This window comes from uncultured Roseovarius sp., assembly GCF_963972555.1.
GTDB lineage: Bacteria > Pseudomonadota > Alphaproteobacteria > Rhodobacterales > Rhodobacteraceae > Roseovarius > Roseovarius mucosus.
This window is the reverse complement of record NZ_CAXAUM010000003.1, coordinates 62,165-77,596: the sequence shown is the minus strand read 5'-3', so window position 1 is coordinate 77,596 and position 15,432 is coordinate 62,165. Positions and strand designations below refer to the sequence as shown.

The following is a 15,432-nucleotide window of genomic DNA, read 5'->3' as shown; positions in this document are numbered from 1 at the left end:
TCTTTGGAGCGAAGATGATCGCTTTTGGCGAGAAACTGCGGTGAAAGTGTAAAGCGACCCAAAGGACAGCGTCGAACATCTCCCCGGGCGACGAAGCTTCGACAGACAACGGTCGACATTCCCCGTTTTCGTCGGATTTGCGACGTTTTCCCGGTTCTGAGAGCCAAATTTCCTCGCAATCCCACGCGATTGGCCAATTTTGCGGTCCAAATGGCCCCAAAGCCCGCATGGCATGATCCCTGCTTACAGATTTCATATCGCAATCAACGAGGTTTCCCATGGCCGACATCTGCATCACCGCCGCGAATTTCCCTCAAGCACAGGCCCTCAAGGCGCTGCTCGACGGGCGCCGTCTGAATGTCCGCATCGGCTATCAGCCCACCTGTCACACGCTCGTTCAGGGCGCACCCGTGACCGACCAGCGCGCGCTGGTGGAACTCGCCCGCAAGTTGGGGGCGAAACGCATCGTGGTGATCGAAGGTCAGGCCGCAGAATTTGCCCTGCGCGAGGATCTGGGCGGGCGCATGCTGACCGTATCGCTGCCCGATAGCGGCCTGCCCGCTCTGCGCGATGCAGCTCTGATGGCCGTGGCCGATCTCTTGGCAGCCCCTTTTGGCACTATGGTCGCCGCCGATCCGAACTCGGGCGCTCTCATCGACATGGCCCGCCGCGTTGCCCGCTTTGACGTCAGCGTCTTTATCAACGGCCCCACCGGCAGCGGCAAGGAAGTGCTGTCGCGCCTGATCCATGCGGCTTCGCCCCGCGCTGACAAGCCCTTTGTCGCCATCAACTGCGCCGCAATCCCCGAGAACATGCTCGAAGCCCTGCTCTTCGGCCATGAAAAAGGGGCCTTCACCGGTGCCAACACCGCCAACAAGGGCTATCTGCGCGCCGCAGATGGCGGCACGCTGCTCCTTGACGAGATTTCCGAAATGCCGATGGCGCTTCAGGCCAAACTCCTGCGCGTCATTCAGGAAAAGGTCGTGACCCCGCTCGGTAGCCAGACCGAAGCCGCGGTCGATGTCCGCATCCTCGCCACCTCCAACCGCGATATGGAGGCCGAAATCGCGCGCGGCACCTTCCGCGAAGACCTCTACTATCGCCTCAACGTGTTCCCGCTGGAAACGCTGGCCCTCTCTGCGCGTCCGCAGGACGTGCCGGTGCTGGCCCAAGCGATGCTGCTCCGCCACACACCCGAGGGCCTGCCCACGCCGCTTTTGTCACCCGAGGCTTGCGACATCCTTGCCGGTCATTCCTGGCCCGGCAATGTGCGCGAACTGGAAAACGTCATGCAGCGCGCGCTGGTTCTGGCCGATGGCATGGTGATTGCACCTGAACACATCATGCTTGTTGCCCGCCCCACCTCTCTGTCCGCCGCGTTCCCCACCGCAGTTTTCGCCTCTCTCGCCGCCTGATCCTGACCTGACATGAGCCTGACCGGCATCTCCTCTTCCGTCAGCATGATGCACGCCTCGCAGGCGGCATCTCGCCCTGACCCTATTCAGCGCCCGACCGCCATGGCCGACGCGCAGGGGCCGGGCTTTGCCGAACGGTTGGGCAAGGCGGTCGAGAGCGTGAATGCCCAACAGGGCAAGGCCGCACAGGTCGCCCGCGATTTTGAGACCGGGCGCACCGAGAACCTCGCTGCCGTGATGGTCGAACAACAGGTCGCGTCGCTTGGGTTCCAGATGACGATGCAGGTCCGCAACAAGGCGCTCACCGCCTATCGCGACATCATGAACATGCCGGTCTGAGCCTCAGACGAGAACCACGGAAGTAGAGACTATGGACGGACAGCAAACCACTCTCCCGGCTCAGGCTGGCGCCACGTCGCTTGTGCAGCGTGCGCGCCTCGCGCTCTCGGGCATGGATGGGTTCATGGCCCAGCCGGCCTTGCGCCGCGCCCTGCCCGCGATTGGCGTGCTGCTGGTCGTGACACTTGGGCTGGCGGCATGGCTGTTGCTGGCCCCTGCCGACCGCGTGACCCTGCACGCAGGTCTGCCCGAGGCCGAGAAATCCCGTGCTCTCGACGCGTTGACCGCCGCTGGTATGGACGCGCAGCTTGACCCCTCCTCTGGCGCTCTCACCGTGGCCGCCGATCAGTTTCACAGCGCCCGGATGCTCTTGGCCACCCAGGGCCTGCCCGCAGGGGCAACCGACGGCATGTCGGCAATTGACGAGATGCCCATGGGCACATCGCGCCAGATCGAATCCGCCCGCCTGCGCCGGATGCAGGAACTGGACCTTGCCCGCTCGATCCAGGAATTGCGCCCGGTGCGCGCTGCCCGCGTGCATCTGGCCTTGCCGGAACGCAGCGCCTTTGTCCGCGACAGTCAGCCGCCGCGCGCGTCCGTTTTCCTGGAACTTGCCCCCGGCATGACCCTCGATCAGTCACAGGTGCGTGCCATTGTCAGCCTTGTTGCCGCCGCCGTGCCCGACATGCCGCGCGGCAATGTCTCGGTCGTGGACCAGACAGGCACGCTTCTGACCAGCCCCGAAGAAGACCCGGTGCAGGCCGAAGCCGACCGCCAGATGCAGCATCAGCGAAGACTGGAAGCCGTTTACCGCGACCGGGTGCTGGCGCTCCTCACGCCCATCGTGGGCGCAGGCAATGCCGCCGTGGAGGTGACGCTGGATATGGATTTCACCCGCTCTGAAATCACCAGCGAAGAATACCTGCCCGACACCGCCCTACGCAGCGAGCAGAGCAGCAGCCAGCAAACCTCCGGCGCTCAAGCTGGCGGCATTCCCGGTGCTGTCGCCAACACGCCCCCCAATGAGGCGCAGATGGCCGACGCCGCCAGCCAAGCGGCCAAGAACGGCACCACCAACAGCGCCACTTCCTCGACCCGCAATTACGAGGTCAGCCGCCGGGTAGAAACCCGCCAGCCGCAGACCGCGCAGATCAACCGCGTGCATGCCGCCGTGCTCTTGCACCGCCTGCCCACGCCCGAAACCCCCGCCGACGGCGATGCCGCCCCTGCCCCCGAGGCCGTGCCGCTCGCGGAAATCGAGGCGTTGACCCGCTCCGCCATCGGCTTTGACGAGACCCGCGGCGATATCGTCACCGTGGCAAGTGCGCCCTTTGTCGTTGCCCCGTCGATGATCTCTGCCGAACGCTGGTACGACGCCGCCTGGCTGCCCACTTTGGGTCGAACCCTCGCACAACTGGCGCTCTTTGGCATCATCGTGCTGGGTGTTGTGCGTCCGATCCTCAACCGCCTGCTCCCGCCTGTCGGGGCCACCACCGCCACCACCGGCATGACCTATGGCGACGCCATCGAAGTACCCCGTGGCGAGAGCCTGTCTGCCCTGCGCCAGCGCCTTGAGACCGCAGCGCCCAACGCCGAAGATCTCAACGGGGCCATCACCTATGAGGAAAAGATCGACCTCCTGCGCCAGATGGCAGGGGCCGAGACCAACCGTATCGCAGGCGTCTTCAAATCCATGATAGCCCCCACTGGTGAGGACCGTCCATGACCCTCGCGCTGCCTGCCCCTGCCGGTGCCCGCCCCGGTGCCGACCTGACCCCGGTACAAAAAGCCGCCATTCTGATGATGGTCTTTGGCGAAGAGACCGCCGCCCAGATTCTGCGCGCCCTCTCCCCGTCCGAAGTGCAGGTGTTGGGCGAGGCGATGTTCACCGTGCAAGGCGTCGATCACGATACGGTCGATGCCGTGCTCAACGAATTTCTCGGACTGGTCAGCAATCAGACCGGAATCGGCATTGGCGCGGGTAATTATGTGCGGCAAGTGCTCGATCAGGCGCTTGGCGCGCACAAGGCGCAATCAGTGCTCTCGCGCATCGTGCCCTCCAACAGCGAACGCCCGATTGAAATTCTCGACTGGATGGACCCCTCTGCCGTAGCCGAACTGATCCAGGATGAACATCCCCAGATCATGGCGCTGGTCATCGCCTCGCTCGACTATGCCCAGGGGGCAGAAGTGCTCAAACTGCTGCCGCCCGAGGCCCAGCCCGAAATCATCCGCCGCATCGCCACGCTCAACACCGTGCAACCCGAGGCGCTGCGCGACCTCGAAGAGGTGATGCGCGCCAAGTTCAAGGCCAACACCACCCTGCGCGCCTCGCAGATCGGCGGCGTCAAGGCCGCTGCTCGGATCATGAACTTCACCCGTCAGGACATGGAAGAGCGGATCATGAAGGACATCCGCAAGGATGACAAAACGCTCTCCGAGGATATTCAGGACAACCTCTTTGTGTTCGATTACCTCATCAAATCCGACGAACGCGCCCTGCAAACCGTGCTGCGCGAGATCGAGAGCGACATTCTGATTCTCGCCCTCAAGGGGGCCAATCCCACCCTGCGCGACAAGCTTCTGGGCTGTGTTTCGGCCCGCGCCGCCGCCAATATCATGGACGAGATGGAGGCCATGGGCCCGGTGCGCCTGAGCCAGGTGCAAGAGGCCCAGAAGCAGGTCATCACCGTCGCCCGCCGCCTGTCGGACGAGGGCAAGATCACGCTCGCCGGACGCGGCGGCGAAAAGATGGTCTGAGACCATGACCGCCATGCCCGCCCCTGACCTCCCCCCTGAGCCCGGCGCGCTCACGCCTGAGGATCTGCTGACACTTGTGCGCCGCTCCTCTCAGCAATTCCAGCGCCGTGACCCCGCCAAGCCTGTGGCACAGTCCGAGAGCGGCTTTGCCCCGCAGGCCGTGGTGCGTCCCCTGCGCGCGCAGACGTCAGAGCCCGCAACCGCGCCCGTCGACACAGCGCCCGAACCCACCGCCGCCACCTTCACCCCCGCACCGCCACCGCCCACTTTCGACATCGAGGCCGAGCGCCGCGTCGCTTGGGCCGAAGGCCACGCTGCCGCGATGCAGGAGATCGAGGCCGCCCGCGCCAAAGCGCGCGCCGACGCCTTGGACGAGGCCCGCGCCACTGCGGCACAAGACATCGCCGAGGCGCGCGACGCCTTCACCGCCGCCGTCACCCGCCTCACCAGCGCGGAAAACGAGCGTCTCGCGGACCTGACCACAAAGCTGGAATTGGCCGTGCGCAACTTGGCCACCCAGCGCGCCGGGCAGAAGATTGACGAGGCTCCTCGTCCCTTTCTGCGCCGGATCGAAAAGATCACCCATCAGATCGCCGCCGGGGCCGAAGGAACCGTCGTGCTGATGAACCCCGCCGACCTCCTGGCGATCAAGCCGCACATCAAGGATTTCAGCCCACTGGCCAAAGGTCGGCTCTCGCCCGACACAACGCTCGGTCGCGGTGATTTACGCATCCGCATGGACGAGATCACCTTTTCCGACGCGATCGGCGAACGCAACGGGGGGCTGGCATGACCGACCTACTAGCACGTCTCACGCAGGCAACCGACGCCATGACCGAAGTACCGCCCCCCGGCTATTCGGGCCAGGTGCTGCGCTATGATGGTCTCATTCTCGAATGTGCTGGCTTTCCCGCCAGCCCCGGCACCCGCTGCCGGATAGATACCGAGGATGGCAAGGGTGCCACAGGTGAAATCGTGGGCTTTGCCAATGGCCGCAACCTGCTCTTTCTCGATCAACCCGGCGCGCGGATTACCCATGGCTGTCAGGTACATAAAATGCGCGGAGGCCATAATGCCGCCATGGGCGACGCCCTCTTGGGCCGCGTGCTCGACGCCGAAGGCGCGCCGCTCGACGGCTTTGGCCCGCCCGATTGCCCCGACACCCGCCCGCTCTCGGGGCGCGAACAGAACCCGCTCGCGCGGCAACCGGTCGATGCCCCCCTTGATGTAGGCGTGCGCGTGATCAACGCGGCCCTCACCGTGGGGCGCGGTCAGCGCGTTGGCATCATCGCAGGCTCTGGCGTGGGCAAATCCGTTCTGATCGAGATGATGACCCGCTATACCTCTGCCGATGTGATCGTCGTCGGGCTGATCGGCGAACGCGCCCGCGAAGTGGGTGATTTCGTCGCCAAGGTGATGACCGGCGAGAACCGCGCCAAGACCTGCGTCGTGGCCGTGCCCGCGGACCGCTCGCCGCTTCTGCGCCTGCGCGCGGCGCATCGCGCCACCGCAATTGCCGAATACTTCCGCGATCAGGGCAAACAGGTCATGCTGATCATGGACAGCCTTACCCGCGTGGCCCATGCCCGCCGCGAAATCGGTCTGGCGCTTGGCGAACAACCCACCGCCAAGGGCTATACGCCCTCGGTCATCTCGATGATTCCGGGCCTGATCGAGCGTGCCGGTCCCGGCCTGCCCGGTCAGGGCAGCATCACCGCATTCTATACCATTCTGGCCGATGGCGACGACACCACCAATGACCCCGTGGTCGACACCGCCCGCGCCATTCTCGACGGGCATTTCGTGCTCTCGCGCAATCAGGCGCAGATGGGCATCTATCCGGCCATCGACCTTACCCAATCGGTAAGCCGTGTGATGAAGGACATCGCCGAGAAACCCCACCACGCAGCCGCGCTGCGCCTGCGCCGCCTCATTGCCCTTTACATGGAGAACCGCGACATGATGCTGATGGGTGCCTATTCCCCCGGTCAGGACGCAACGCTTGACGAGGCCGTTGCCCTCTGGCCCCGGATCGAAAACTTCATCCGGCAGGACATCCACGAGCCCGCCAGCCTCGAGGACAGCATCAGCGCCCTTTGCGCCCTGACAGGGGGTGCCGCATGAGCGCGCGCCAACACCGCCTCCTGACTCTGATGGCGCGTCAGGAAAACCGCGAGTTGGGGCATCTCTCGATGCAGCTTGGCCATCTGCGCCAACAGGAAATGCAGCAATTCGACATGGCTGACCGTCTGGGTCAAATGCTCGATCAGAGTGCACAGGCCCCGGCCGAACCGATGACCCCCGGACAACTGAGCACCGCACATTTCATGGGCCGCACCCTCGTGCAACAGCTTGAGGCGACGCGCAGCCAGATGGCCCGCACACGTCAGGAACGCGCCGCGGTGGAACAGGACCTCTCGCAGCACCAGCGCCGCCAACAGATCCTGCAAGAGCGCGCCGACCTTAGCCGCCGCGCCCTGCATGTGGCCCGCGCCGAGGCAGAAGACAACGCCACCCTGCCCCGGCGCACGCGCTAGAGCGTGTTGCGCCCCATCGAAACCACGCCCGTCCCGGGCCTGACCCGGGACCTCGTCGAGGCAACTTGGAGGCCCCAGCTTGGGAGCCGGGGCGACGTAAACACGATCAGACGCATGGTGCCCTACCGCACCAACCCGTCGCGCACGCCGCGCAGATGCTCCGGAATGGCCCGCGCCGTAACGCCCGCCTCGCGGACCAGCCCGTCGAAATGCAGCGTCATTGCCTGTATCCGCTCAGTGTCGCGAAAGACCATGTAATTGCGCCCCAGATAAAGCACCGCCAACAGCGGCCCAAAGATCGTGATCGGTGCCGAATAAACCCGCCGCGCATCATAGAGGTAAAGCCGCAGACGCGGATAAAGCTGCGTCGTGGTGGCAATCAGATGATCCAACTGTGCCCGCCTGAGACCTGCGGACAATCCGCGATAATAGCCCTCGCCCCGCGCGAAACTCTCGATCTCATAGAGCGGCAAGGCGATCTCGTAATCCGACCGCGCCGCCCGCATCCAGGCCATGCGATCCTCGGACGCCCCGATCGCCTGATCGGTCGAGCGGCCCAGATGTGGCGCATATTCCCATTCCAGCATCGCGCGGGTCTTGAGCATATCCGGCAAGGCGGCCGGCACATGGCGGATCTTGTAGCCCGCCGCCTCCTTGTGCCAGGCGAAAATCTGTTCATCCACCAAGGCGCGCGGTGCCTCCGTCAGCGAGAGCGTGTTGGCCAACATGTCTGCGGCCGTCTCGGGCCGGTCGGTCAACCCCAAGAGCCAATCGGCCGACACGCCCAAGGCCGAGGCACATTCCCCTACTACCTGCGCATTGGGCAGACGCGCGGCATCTCCCTTGAGCAGTTGCGACACGGTCGAGCGATCCACGCCGATGGTCCGCGCCAGGACGCTCTGATTGCTGCCGCGCAGGCGCATCGCCTCAGCCAGCCGGGTGCGGAACAGGCTGGCGCGCAAGCGTTTGTCGATATTTTTTATCATATGATGATTTTTATCACAGATGCGGAGAAATGTTAACCATTTCCGAAATGGCGCGCTCAGGAAATAGAAACGAATGTCACGCCATATTACGTATCAAAAGGACACTGAATGCGCGCCCATTCGCAGCCCGCAGCTCTCACCGAAACCACCGGACTGCCACCCAAGACACGGCAGAACGTTCGCGTGGAATGGCCCACGCTCGGGCTCTTGGCGCTCTGCTATGCGACCTGGGTTTTTGGTACCACTGCGGCCTCCACCTTGGCGCTGCCACTTGGCATTGTCGTGACTGCCCTTGCCATCGCGCTCCATTCTTCGCTCTGCCACGAGGTGCTGCATGGACACCCCTTCCGCTCCCGCCCGCTGAATGAAACGCTGATCTTTCCCTGTCTTTGCCTCGTGATCCCCTATGTGCGCTTCCGCGACAGCCATCTTGCGCATCACCGCGAGGAATGCCTCACCGACCCCTATGACGACCCCGAGGCAAACTACCTGGATCCCGCCGTCTGGGCGCGCCTGCCGCGCGCGGTGCGGCTGGTCCTGCGGCTCAACAATACGCTGGCGGGGCGGATGTTGATCGGCCCGTTGGTGGCACAGGTGACGTTCCTACGTGCCGATTGGCAGGCGGTCCGTGCTGGTGACCGCGCGGTGCGCGACGCCTGGCTCTGGCATATTCCGGCGGTTGGCCTCGTGCTGCTGTGGCTCTGGTTCGCGCCGATGCCGGTCTGGGCCTATCTGCTGGCGGTCTGGCTTGGCGTGGCGGTGCTGAAAATCCGCACTTTTCTGGAGCATCGCGCCCATGAGCGCGCCAGTGGCCGCACCGTGGTGATCGAGGATCGCGGCCCGCTGGCATTGCTGTTCCTCAACAACAACCTGCATGTGGTGCATCACATGCACCCCGAGGTGCCATGGTATCAGTTGCCCGCCCTCTATGCGGCACGGCGTGATCATTACCTGCGCCGCAACGATGGCTATGTCTATCGCTCCTATGCGGAAATCTTCCGTGCCCATCTCTGGCGCGCCAAGGACCCGGTGCCGCACCCTCTGTGGCAAGGGCGGTCTCACGGCGACGCATAACGGGGCCGGGCTCTACCCCCGCAGCACCGCGCCTGGATTCATGATCCCCAGAGGGTCAAGCGCCGCCTTGATCGCGCGCATCGCGTCCAGCTTTACCGGATCGCCATAGCGCTCCAGGTCTTCGACCTTGAGCCGCCCGATACCATGTTCGGCGCTGACAGACCCGCCCATCTCATGCACCAGATCATGCACCGCGCGCTTGATCACGTCGCGTTCGGCCACGTGATCCGCGCGGCTGCGCCCCGGCATGGGAAAGACGTTGTAATGCAGGTTGCCATCGCCCAGATGCCCGAAACAGTTGATCCGGAACGCCCCGATCCGGGCAATCACTTTGGCGCCTTTTGCGATGAAATCCGGGATCTCTGACATCGGCAGCGAAATGTCATGTGAACTGATCGACCCGATACGGCGGTTCGCCTCGGGAATTTGCTCGCGCACCTCCCAGAACTGATGGCGCTGCGTCTCGGATTGCGCAACGATCCCATCGCTGACCAGCCCCGCCTCGAATGCCTCGGCGAATAGCCCCTCGAGCGCCAAGGCCGGATCAAGCCCACGGGCCAGCCCCACATCAATCAGCACGAACCATTCCGGCATCTCGGCAAAGGGCTGGCGGATGTCGGGCAAGGTCTCGGCCAGAAACTCCAGCCCGGCCCGATGCATGATCTCGAATGCGCTCACCCCCTCGCCCACCCGGTCGCGCGCCAGTGCCAAGAGGTCAAGCGCGGCGCGCGGGCTGTCCACCACCATGAGCGCCGTGCCCTCGCCCGCGGGGCGCGGAGACAGCTTGAGCGCTGCGGCGGTGATCACCCCGAGCGTGCCCTCGGAGCCGATCAGGAGATTACGCAGATCATAGCCGGTGTTGTCCTTGCGCAGGCGTTTGAGGCCATGCCAGATGCGCCCGTCGGGCATGACCGCCTCAAGCCCCAGACATAGATCGCGCGCATTGCCGTAGCGCAACACGTTTACGCCGCCCGCATTGGTGGCAAGGTTTCCGCCAATCCGCGCCGATCCCTGGGCAGCGATGCTGAGAGGAAAGAGCCGGTCCACCTTGGCGGCGGCCTCGTGAATATCTTGCAGGATCGCCCCTGCCTCGACCACGATCACGTTCTCGGCCGGATAAATACCCCGTACCGCGCGCATCCGCTCAAGGCTCAGGATCACGGGGCGCGGCCCCTCGGGTGCGATTTGCCCGCCGACAAGCCCCGTGCCCCCGCCATAGGGCACCACCGGCACCCGCGCCGCAGCGCAGGCACGCACGATCTCGGCCACCTCTTCGGTACTGCCGGGGGCCAGAACCACGCCCTGCCCCTGCCATCGTCCGCGCGGTTCCTCGAAATATCCGGGGGTTGCGTCGCGAAACGCGGGCGCAGGCAGGCGCGCGCGCAGCGCGTCGATGAATTCGGGGGTGGCGGGGTTCAGGCTCATGGAATTTACCTATCACGTTGCCTGTAGCGGTCCAGCCCTTTGTCGCGCGCGCAAGTGCGGCTTTCCCTCTTGCCTCCACGCGCCCCTCGGGCCATTTTGCGCGCCATGCAGATGATCCCCCGCGCCCCCCTGTTTCTTGGCCTTGCCGGTCTCTTGCCCTTCCTTTGGGGGGCCCTGACCGTGTTTCTGCCCGACCTCGGCCTCTACACGGCACAGACCATCGGGCCGCGCTTTGCCGGGCCCTATGTGATGCTCTTTTACGGCGCGGTGATCCTGTCGTTCATGTCGGGCGTGCTCTGGGGGTTCGCCACGCGGGCGACGGGCACGATGGCAGGTGTCTGCTACGGCCTCTCGGTCATCCCGGCCCTCTGGGCGTTTTTCATGACCGGCGGTGGGCCAACCTCGGCGGGAATGAGCCTTATCTTCGGGTTTGCAGGCCTCTTGGCGCTTGATTGGCAATTTTCGCGATGGGGCCTGACACCGCCGTGGTGGATGGCGCTGCGGGTGCTTCTGACGGCGGTGGTGATCGGTTGTCTTGCCGTGGGGGTGCTGCTCTGATGCCCGCGCTCTACGCCTATACCGACGGGGCCTGTTCCGGCAATCCCGGCCCCGGCGGCTGGGGCGTTCTGATGCGCGCCATGGAGGGCGATACCGTGCTCAAAGAGCGAGAGCTTTCCGGGGGCGAGGCCGACACAACCAACAACCGGATGGAGCTTTGCGCCGCCATTGCCGCGCTCGAGGCGCTCTCGCGCCCCTCGACCATCACCATTGTCACCGACAGCGCCTATGTCAAAAACGGCGTGACCGGCTGGATGCACGGATGGAAGCGCAACGGCTGGCGCACCGCCGACAAGAAGCCGGTCAAGAATGTCGAGCTATGGCAGCGTCTGGACGAGGCGCAGAAACGCCACACCGTCACATGGGAATGGGTCAAGGGCCACGCAGGACACCCCGAAAACGAGCGCGCCGATGAATTGGCCCGCGCCGGCATGGCCCCGTTCAAGCCGGGCAAGGCCAAGGGATGAGCGCGCTCTTTCTCCTTGATTACGCCTCGGTCTTGATCTTTGCGCTGACCGGCGCGCTTGTGGCCTCGCGCCAGCAACTCGACATCGTTGGATTTGCCTTCATCGCCTGCCTGACGGCAGTGGGCGGCGGCACGCTGCGCGATGTGCTTCTGGATCGCAACCCGGTCTTTTGGCTGGGCAATCCGGATTATATCCTGATCGCCTGCGGCGCGGCACTCCTGGTATTTTTCACTGCCCATCTGGTCGAAAGCCGCTATCGTCTCCTGCTCTGGCTCGACAGTTTCGCGCTTGCCGTGGCGGTGCCCGCGGGGGTGAGTGCCGCGATGGTCATGGGGCAAAGCCCCGTGATCGTGGTGCTGATGGGGATGGTCACGGGTTGCATGGGCGGGCTCATGCGCGATGTCGTCTGCAACGAGGTGCCCTTGGTGCTGAAGCAGGGAGAGCTTTACGTGACCGCCGCCTTTGCCGGGGCGCTCGGCGCTGTTCTGGTGGCGACGCTCACCAGCGATCCACTGCTTATCCTGAGCACCTGCGCCGCGCTCACTTGGGCGTTGCGCGCAGGGTCGCTTGTTCTTGGCTGGCGGTTGCCGGTCTATCGACCGCGTCCACCACGGGTTTAAGGCAGGACTTACGGGTGAGCGAAAAACTTGTATTGATGGCAGATCCTTCTTTTATGGTCTCAAACTGAGAACGAAAATGCGAACACCTGACAAAAAAGCAGCCGCAACACCCAGCGAGAGCCGCCCTCACAAGCGAATATATAAGAAGAATTTGATAATTTTTCTGCTGGTACTCGCAGCATGCGAAGCGAATCACGGCGCTGACTTGATCGAGCGCCAAAAGGCTGAGCTTGGCCGCTATCCAAGGTCCGTTTTTCAGGCCGCAGGACTCAGAGCCAGATATTCCGACTCCACACATCTGGACTATAGCACGCAACACGGAACCCAGATCGAGTACATGTCCTCAGGGGGACGCGCATACCTATGGTATCCAGGAAACACTCAGCTCGTCGTTGGCGAATGGAAGACCCAATCCGACCGCCAGAACGGAGGAGAAATCTGCTTTCGTTATCCGTCAGCCACGTTCAACCCGGCGACGCGAACGTTTGGCGGAAACTGGTCCTGCCAACGTGCTGCCGATTTCATCTGGGCCGAGGAACAATACACCAAAGGGGATCCCTATCGCTTGTCCACCGGTCAGATTCCCTTCGTGTTGCCCCGCGACGAAGAACTTGATTTTCGCTCTTTGCAACGCAAGACAGGTGTCGCAGTGCAGCCGCATCTATGATCGGCCAATCGCTTGCTCAATATGGAGTAGGTGCATTGCAAGTCAGACTGACATGCCAAGCATTCAAGCCCATGAGGGATTGATACTCCACTGGAGGAATCGGCTCGCCTGACAGGCCTGGCGGGACTCTCCCGCCAAGTATCCTGCCGCCATTCGCGTTCATGACCGCCTGTATATCCGATGCGCTTGTAAAGCTTCTACCTTTGCGATTCAGGCCGATCGAACCGGTCCGGCAATAGGTATTGCGCGCAACCGCAACACCGTATTTTTGAATCACAGGTTTGTCTGCGCGTGCCTCTTTCGCCAACTCTTGCTCCAGCTTCGCCCGGTCTGCCTCGGGCAAAGCCAGCCGTGGTATCGACCGATTACGACTCTGCGCAAAGCTGAACTCTACGGTCATTCGCTCAACGACGCCTCCCGTCAATACAGGTCTCAGATTAACAAGGATGTCTGCCTGACCGTGCGCAACAGGATTAGGATTCTCGATGATTAGAGAACTCGGGCCAATGCCGGGAACGGCTTCATTCGCATTCGGGGAACATCCCAGCAAAAAGACCAACGGAAGGTAAGCAAGAACGCGCATTGACTGACTCCAGATTCACATTTTTTTGATTTTTTATAAACACGCGCCTACTTGCGCCCCAGATAGGTCTGGTAGAGCCAGACAAGCAGCATCGCGCCCAGAACCGCACCGACAAGCCCGCCAAGAAAGCCGGTGATCATCAGCACCATGCGAATGACCACCGCCCCGATCAACGTGCCCGCTATCCCGATCAGGATGGTGGGTACCACGCCCATCTCGACCCGCATCAGCCGCGTCGCCAGAAAGCCCGCTGCAATCCCCACGATCAAGAGCCCGACAATGCCCATGCCTTACCTCCCCTTGCGCCAATGGGTCGGCACGATGATCAGCGCCCCCACCGAGGACAGGATCGCATCAATCCCCGGCGCGCCAAAGCGGATGCCGAACATGATCCGGACAAAGTAAAACAGAAATGCACCGCCGATGCAGATGATGATCGACGGCAAATAGCCGTTGCGGGTAAAGCCGGTTTTCTCGCTCGCATAGCCGACGATGCCCGCGATCACCACCGTGCCAAAGAGTTGCATGAACATCGCGTCACCCCAGCTGCGTGCCACGCGGCAAGGGCATGCCGCGCAGAAACTCATCCACATCCTGCGCCGCGCGCCCGGCGCGTTGCAAGCGCAAAAGCCGTACCGCGCCAGTGCCGCATCCCACAGTCAGCGCCGCATCGAGCACGGCACCGGGCGCGCCCTGCCCCTCAGCCACAGCCGAGCGAAGCAGCTTGATCCGCTCGCCACCCACCTCGCACCACGCCCCCGGAAAGGGTGAAAGCCCCCGGATCAGCCGGTCCACCTCTGCGGCGGGGCGCGCCCAATCCACCCGCGCCTCGGATTTGTCGATCTTGGCGGCATAGGTCACGCCCGCCTCGGGTTGCGGCTCTGGCGTCAAGGCGCCGAGCCGCTCCAATGCCTCGACGATCAACCGCGCACCAAGGGCAGACAATCGGTCATGCAAGTCCCCTGTGGTTTCCTGGGGGCCAATCGTCACCGCCTCGCGCAGCAGAACCGGCCCGGTATCCAGCCCTGCCTCCATCTGCATGATGCACACGCCAGTCTCTGCATCCCCGGCCATGATGGCGCGATGAATGGGGGCGGCCCCCCGCCACCGGGGCAAGAGGCTGGCGTGGATATTCAGACAGCCACGCGCGGGCGCATCCAGAACCGCCTGCGGCAGAATGAGGCCATAGGCCACCACCACCGCCACATCCGCCTTGAGCGCCACAAATTCCGCCTGCGCGCCCGTATCCCGCAAGCTCACCGGATGGCGCACCGGCAAGCCACGCGCCTCGGCTCGCGCCTGGACCGGGCTGGGGCGGTCCTTTTTGCCACGCCCCGCAGGGCGCGGCGGCTGGCAGTAAACGGCTGCCACCTCATGCCCCGCTGTCACCAGCGCGTCGAGCACCGGCACCGAGAAATCGGGCGTTCCCATGAAGATCACTCGCATGCCCGCGCCTTTCATTGTTCCCAAAATACTCTAATCCGATGCCGCCCGCGGCACCGCCTCAGCCGATCTTGCGCGCGCGTCGCAAGAGCATGTCGCGTTTGACCTTGCTGAGGTGATCGAAATACATCCGCCCCTGCAAATGGTCGATCTGATGCTGCACACTTGTGGCCCAGAGACCGACAAAATCGCGCTCTTCGACCTCTCCTGCCGCGTTCAGAAACCGCACTGTCACGGCGCGCGGCCGCTCGATCACCGCAGAGACACCGGGCAAGCAGGGGCTCGCCTCGTCGTGAGGGCGCAATTGCACGCTGGAATGCAGAATTTCGGGATTGGCCATGCGCACCGCCTGTCCCCGTGCCGTGCTGGCATCGACCACCGCAAGGGCCTGCATCTCGCCCAGTTGCGTGGCGGCAAGCCCCACACCCGGCATCGCCTCCATGACCGCGATCATCTCGTCCCAGAGGGCGCGCGTTGCATCCGTGATCTCCGAGACTGGCGCGGCAGGCTGACGCAACCGTTTGTCAGGCCAGCGCAGACAGGGGCGCGGCACCACCG

19 protein-coding genes are annotated in these 15,432 nt (G+C 63.8%); 12 read left to right on the top strand and 7 right to left on the bottom strand.

Annotated elements, in window-relative coordinates; genetic code table 11:
• The first annotated feature begins 278 nt into the window (after positions 1-278).
• The 7 genes from AACZ65_RS03795 to AACZ65_RS03765 are packed head-to-tail and all read left to right on the top strand — an operon-like array spanning position 279 to position 7,051.
• Positions 279-1,415 carry a sigma-54 dependent transcriptional regulator gene (locus AACZ65_RS03795; RefSeq protein ID WP_339668174.1) on the top strand — a complete coding sequence of 379 codons (1,137 nt, stop codon included), beginning with the start codon at positions 279-281 and terminating at the stop codon, positions 1,413-1,415.
• A gap of 12 nt (positions 1,416-1,427) precedes the next feature.
• Positions 1,428-1,754: a flagellar hook-basal body complex protein FliE gene (gene fliE / locus AACZ65_RS03790; RefSeq protein WP_339668173.1), complete on the top strand. Its 327-nt coding sequence runs from the start codon at positions 1,428-1,430 to the stop codon at positions 1,752-1,754.
• Between the two features lie 31 nt (positions 1,755-1,785).
• Complete coding sequence (gene fliF, locus AACZ65_RS03785; protein ID WP_339668172.1) at positions 1,786-3,480, top strand: flagellar basal-body MS-ring/collar protein FliF; 1,695 nt, start codon at positions 1,786-1,788, stop codon at positions 3,478-3,480.
• A complete protein-coding gene (fliG, locus tag AACZ65_RS03780) occupies positions 3,477-4,514 on the top strand; it encodes a flagellar motor switch protein FliG (RefSeq protein ID WP_339668170.1) in 1,038 nt (345 codons plus the stop codon). The genes fliF and fliG overlap by 4 nt, the downstream gene beginning before the upstream one ends.
• Positions 4,515-4,527: 13 nt before the next feature.
• Entirely contained in the window at positions 4,528-5,307 is a 780-nt protein-coding gene (locus AACZ65_RS03775) for a FliH/SctL family protein (protein WP_339668168.1), read from the top strand.
• Complete coding sequence (locus AACZ65_RS03770) at positions 5,304-6,638, top strand: FliI/YscN family ATPase (RefSeq protein ID WP_339668166.1); 1,335 nt, start codon at positions 5,304-5,306, stop codon at positions 6,636-6,638. Before AACZ65_RS03775 ends, AACZ65_RS03770 begins: the two co-directional genes overlap by 4 nt.
• Positions 6,635-7,051 (top strand): hypothetical protein, encoded by a 417-nt coding sequence (locus AACZ65_RS03765; protein WP_037273754.1) that lies wholly within the window; start codon positions 6,635-6,637, stop codon positions 7,049-7,051. The genes AACZ65_RS03770 and AACZ65_RS03765 overlap by 4 nt, the downstream gene beginning before the upstream one ends.
• Before the next feature lie 122 nt (positions 7,052-7,173).
• Here the strand turns inward: AACZ65_RS03765 and AACZ65_RS03760 are convergent, their stop codons facing one another.
• Positions 7,174-8,037, bottom strand: coding sequence for a helix-turn-helix transcriptional regulator (locus AACZ65_RS03760; RefSeq protein WP_339668162.1), 864 nt, complete (start codon positions 8,035-8,037; stop codon positions 7,174-7,176).
• Positions 8,038-8,145: 108 nt separating this feature from the next.
• Here AACZ65_RS03760 and AACZ65_RS03755 point away from each other — a divergent pair, with 108 nt between their 5' ends.
• Positions 8,146-9,111 carry a fatty acid desaturase gene (locus tag AACZ65_RS03755; protein ID WP_339668160.1) on the top strand — a complete coding sequence of 322 codons (966 nt, stop codon included), beginning with the start codon at positions 8,146-8,148 and terminating at the stop codon, positions 9,109-9,111.
• A 12-nt stretch (positions 9,112-9,123) separates the two neighbouring features.
• Here AACZ65_RS03755 and AACZ65_RS03750 read toward each other — a convergent pair whose 3' ends face one another.
• Positions 9,124-10,536, bottom strand: a complete 1,413-nt coding sequence (locus AACZ65_RS03750; protein ID WP_339668158.1) for an FAD-binding oxidoreductase — start codon at positions 10,534-10,536, stop codon at positions 9,124-9,126.
• Between the two features lie 105 nt (positions 10,537-10,641).
• On the opposite strand from AACZ65_RS03750, the gene AACZ65_RS03745 reads away from it, so the two are divergent.
• The 4 genes from AACZ65_RS03745 to AACZ65_RS03730 all read left to right on the top strand — a co-directional run bounded on the left by AACZ65_RS03745 (position 10,642) and on the right by AACZ65_RS03730 (position 12,848).
• Complete coding sequence (locus AACZ65_RS03745) at positions 10,642-11,094, top strand: DUF3429 domain-containing protein (protein ID WP_339668156.1); 453 nt, start codon at positions 10,642-10,644, stop codon at positions 11,092-11,094.
• Positions 11,094-11,561, top strand: a complete 468-nt coding sequence (gene rnhA, locus AACZ65_RS03740) for a ribonuclease HI (RefSeq protein WP_037273746.1) — start codon at positions 11,094-11,096, stop codon at positions 11,559-11,561. The genes AACZ65_RS03745 and rnhA overlap by 1 nt, the downstream gene beginning before the upstream one ends.
• On the top strand, positions 11,558-12,181 hold the full coding sequence (locus AACZ65_RS03735) for a trimeric intracellular cation channel family protein (RefSeq protein WP_339668152.1): 624 nt from the start codon (positions 11,558-11,560) through the stop codon (positions 12,179-12,181). The genes rnhA and AACZ65_RS03735 overlap by 4 nt, the downstream gene beginning before the upstream one ends.
• Positions 12,182-12,257: 76 nt before the next feature.
• Positions 12,258-12,848, top strand: coding sequence for a hypothetical protein (locus AACZ65_RS03730; protein ID WP_339668150.1), 591 nt, complete (start codon positions 12,258-12,260; stop codon positions 12,846-12,848).
• A 16-nt stretch (positions 12,849-12,864) separates the two neighbouring features.
• Here the strand turns inward: AACZ65_RS03730 and AACZ65_RS03725 are convergent, their stop codons facing one another.
• From AACZ65_RS03725 to def, 5 genes are read right to left on the bottom strand one after another with little or no spacing between them, the layout of a single operon-like run.
• Positions 12,865-13,431, bottom strand: coding sequence for a hypothetical protein (locus AACZ65_RS03725; protein ID WP_339668148.1), 567 nt, complete (start codon positions 13,429-13,431; stop codon positions 12,865-12,867).
• A gap of 47 nt (positions 13,432-13,478) precedes the next feature.
• Entirely contained in the window at positions 13,479-13,718 is a 240-nt protein-coding gene (locus tag AACZ65_RS03720; protein WP_339668146.1) for a GlsB/YeaQ/YmgE family stress response membrane protein, read from the bottom strand.
• A 3-nt stretch (positions 13,719-13,721) separates the two neighbouring features.
• Positions 13,722-13,964, bottom strand: a complete 243-nt coding sequence (locus tag AACZ65_RS03715) for a hypothetical protein (RefSeq protein WP_297540204.1) — start codon at positions 13,962-13,964, stop codon at positions 13,722-13,724.
• A gap of 4 nt (positions 13,965-13,968) precedes the next feature.
• Positions 13,969-14,877: a methionyl-tRNA formyltransferase gene (fmt, locus tag AACZ65_RS03710; protein ID WP_339668144.1), complete on the bottom strand. Its 909-nt coding sequence runs from the start codon at positions 14,875-14,877 to the stop codon at positions 13,969-13,971.
• Positions 14,878-14,935: 58 nt separating this feature from the next.
• Positions 14,936-15,430, bottom strand: a complete 495-nt coding sequence (gene def, locus AACZ65_RS03705; protein WP_297540145.1) for a peptide deformylase — start codon at positions 15,428-15,430, stop codon at positions 14,936-14,938.
• Between the last annotated feature and the right edge of the window lie 2 nt (positions 15,431-15,432).

Excerpts from the sequence above, each read along its gene's own strand:
- fmt (WP_339668144.1), bottom strand. The coding sequence starts at position 14,877 with ATGCGAGTGATCTTCATGGGAACGCCCGATTTCTCGGTGCCGGTGCTC.
- AACZ65_RS03770 (WP_339668166.1), top strand. The coding sequence starts at position 5,304 with ATGACCGACCTACTAGCACGTCTCACGCAGGCAACCGACGCCATGACC.
- AACZ65_RS03730 (WP_339668150.1), top strand. The coding sequence starts at position 12,258 with ATGCGAACACCTGACAAAAAAGCAGCCGCAACACCCAGCGAGAGCCGC.
- rnhA (WP_037273746.1), top strand. The coding sequence starts at position 11,094 with ATGCCCGCGCTCTACGCCTATACCGACGGGGCCTGTTCCGGCAATCCC.
- AACZ65_RS03760 (WP_339668162.1), bottom strand. The coding sequence starts at position 8,037 with ATGATAAAAAATATCGACAAACGCTTGCGCGCCAGCCTGTTCCGCACC.
- AACZ65_RS03735 (WP_339668152.1), top strand. The coding sequence starts at position 11,558 with ATGAGCGCGCTCTTTCTCCTTGATTACGCCTCGGTCTTGATCTTTGCG.
- fliF (WP_339668172.1), top strand. The coding sequence starts at position 1,786 with ATGGACGGACAGCAAACCACTCTCCCGGCTCAGGCTGGCGCCACGTCG.
- AACZ65_RS03775 (WP_339668168.1), top strand. The coding sequence starts at position 4,528 with ATGCCCGCCCCTGACCTCCCCCCTGAGCCCGGCGCGCTCACGCCTGAG.
- AACZ65_RS03745 (WP_339668156.1), top strand. The coding sequence starts at position 10,642 with ATGCAGATGATCCCCCGCGCCCCCCTGTTTCTTGGCCTTGCCGGTCTC.
- AACZ65_RS03755 (WP_339668160.1), top strand. The coding sequence starts at position 8,146 with ATGCGCGCCCATTCGCAGCCCGCAGCTCTCACCGAAACCACCGGACTG.
- AACZ65_RS03720 (WP_339668146.1), bottom strand. The coding sequence starts at position 13,718 with ATGGGCATTGTCGGGCTCTTGATCGTGGGGATTGCAGCGGGCTTTCTG.
- AACZ65_RS03765 (WP_037273754.1), top strand. The coding sequence starts at position 6,635 with ATGAGCGCGCGCCAACACCGCCTCCTGACTCTGATGGCGCGTCAGGAA.
- fliG (WP_339668170.1), top strand. The coding sequence starts at position 3,477 with ATGACCCTCGCGCTGCCTGCCCCTGCCGGTGCCCGCCCCGGTGCCGAC.
- fliE (WP_339668173.1), top strand. The coding sequence starts at position 1,428 with ATGAGCCTGACCGGCATCTCCTCTTCCGTCAGCATGATGCACGCCTCG.
- AACZ65_RS03715 (WP_297540204.1), bottom strand. The coding sequence starts at position 13,964 with ATGTTCATGCAACTCTTTGGCACGGTGGTGATCGCGGGCATCGTCGGC.
- AACZ65_RS03750 (WP_339668158.1), bottom strand. The coding sequence starts at position 10,536 with ATGAGCCTGAACCCCGCCACCCCCGAATTCATCGACGCGCTGCGCGCG.
- AACZ65_RS03725 (WP_339668148.1), bottom strand. The coding sequence starts at position 13,431 with ATGCGCGTTCTTGCTTACCTTCCGTTGGTCTTTTTGCTGGGATGTTCC.
- AACZ65_RS03795 (WP_339668174.1), top strand. The coding sequence starts at position 279 with ATGGCCGACATCTGCATCACCGCCGCGAATTTCCCTCAAGCACAGGCC.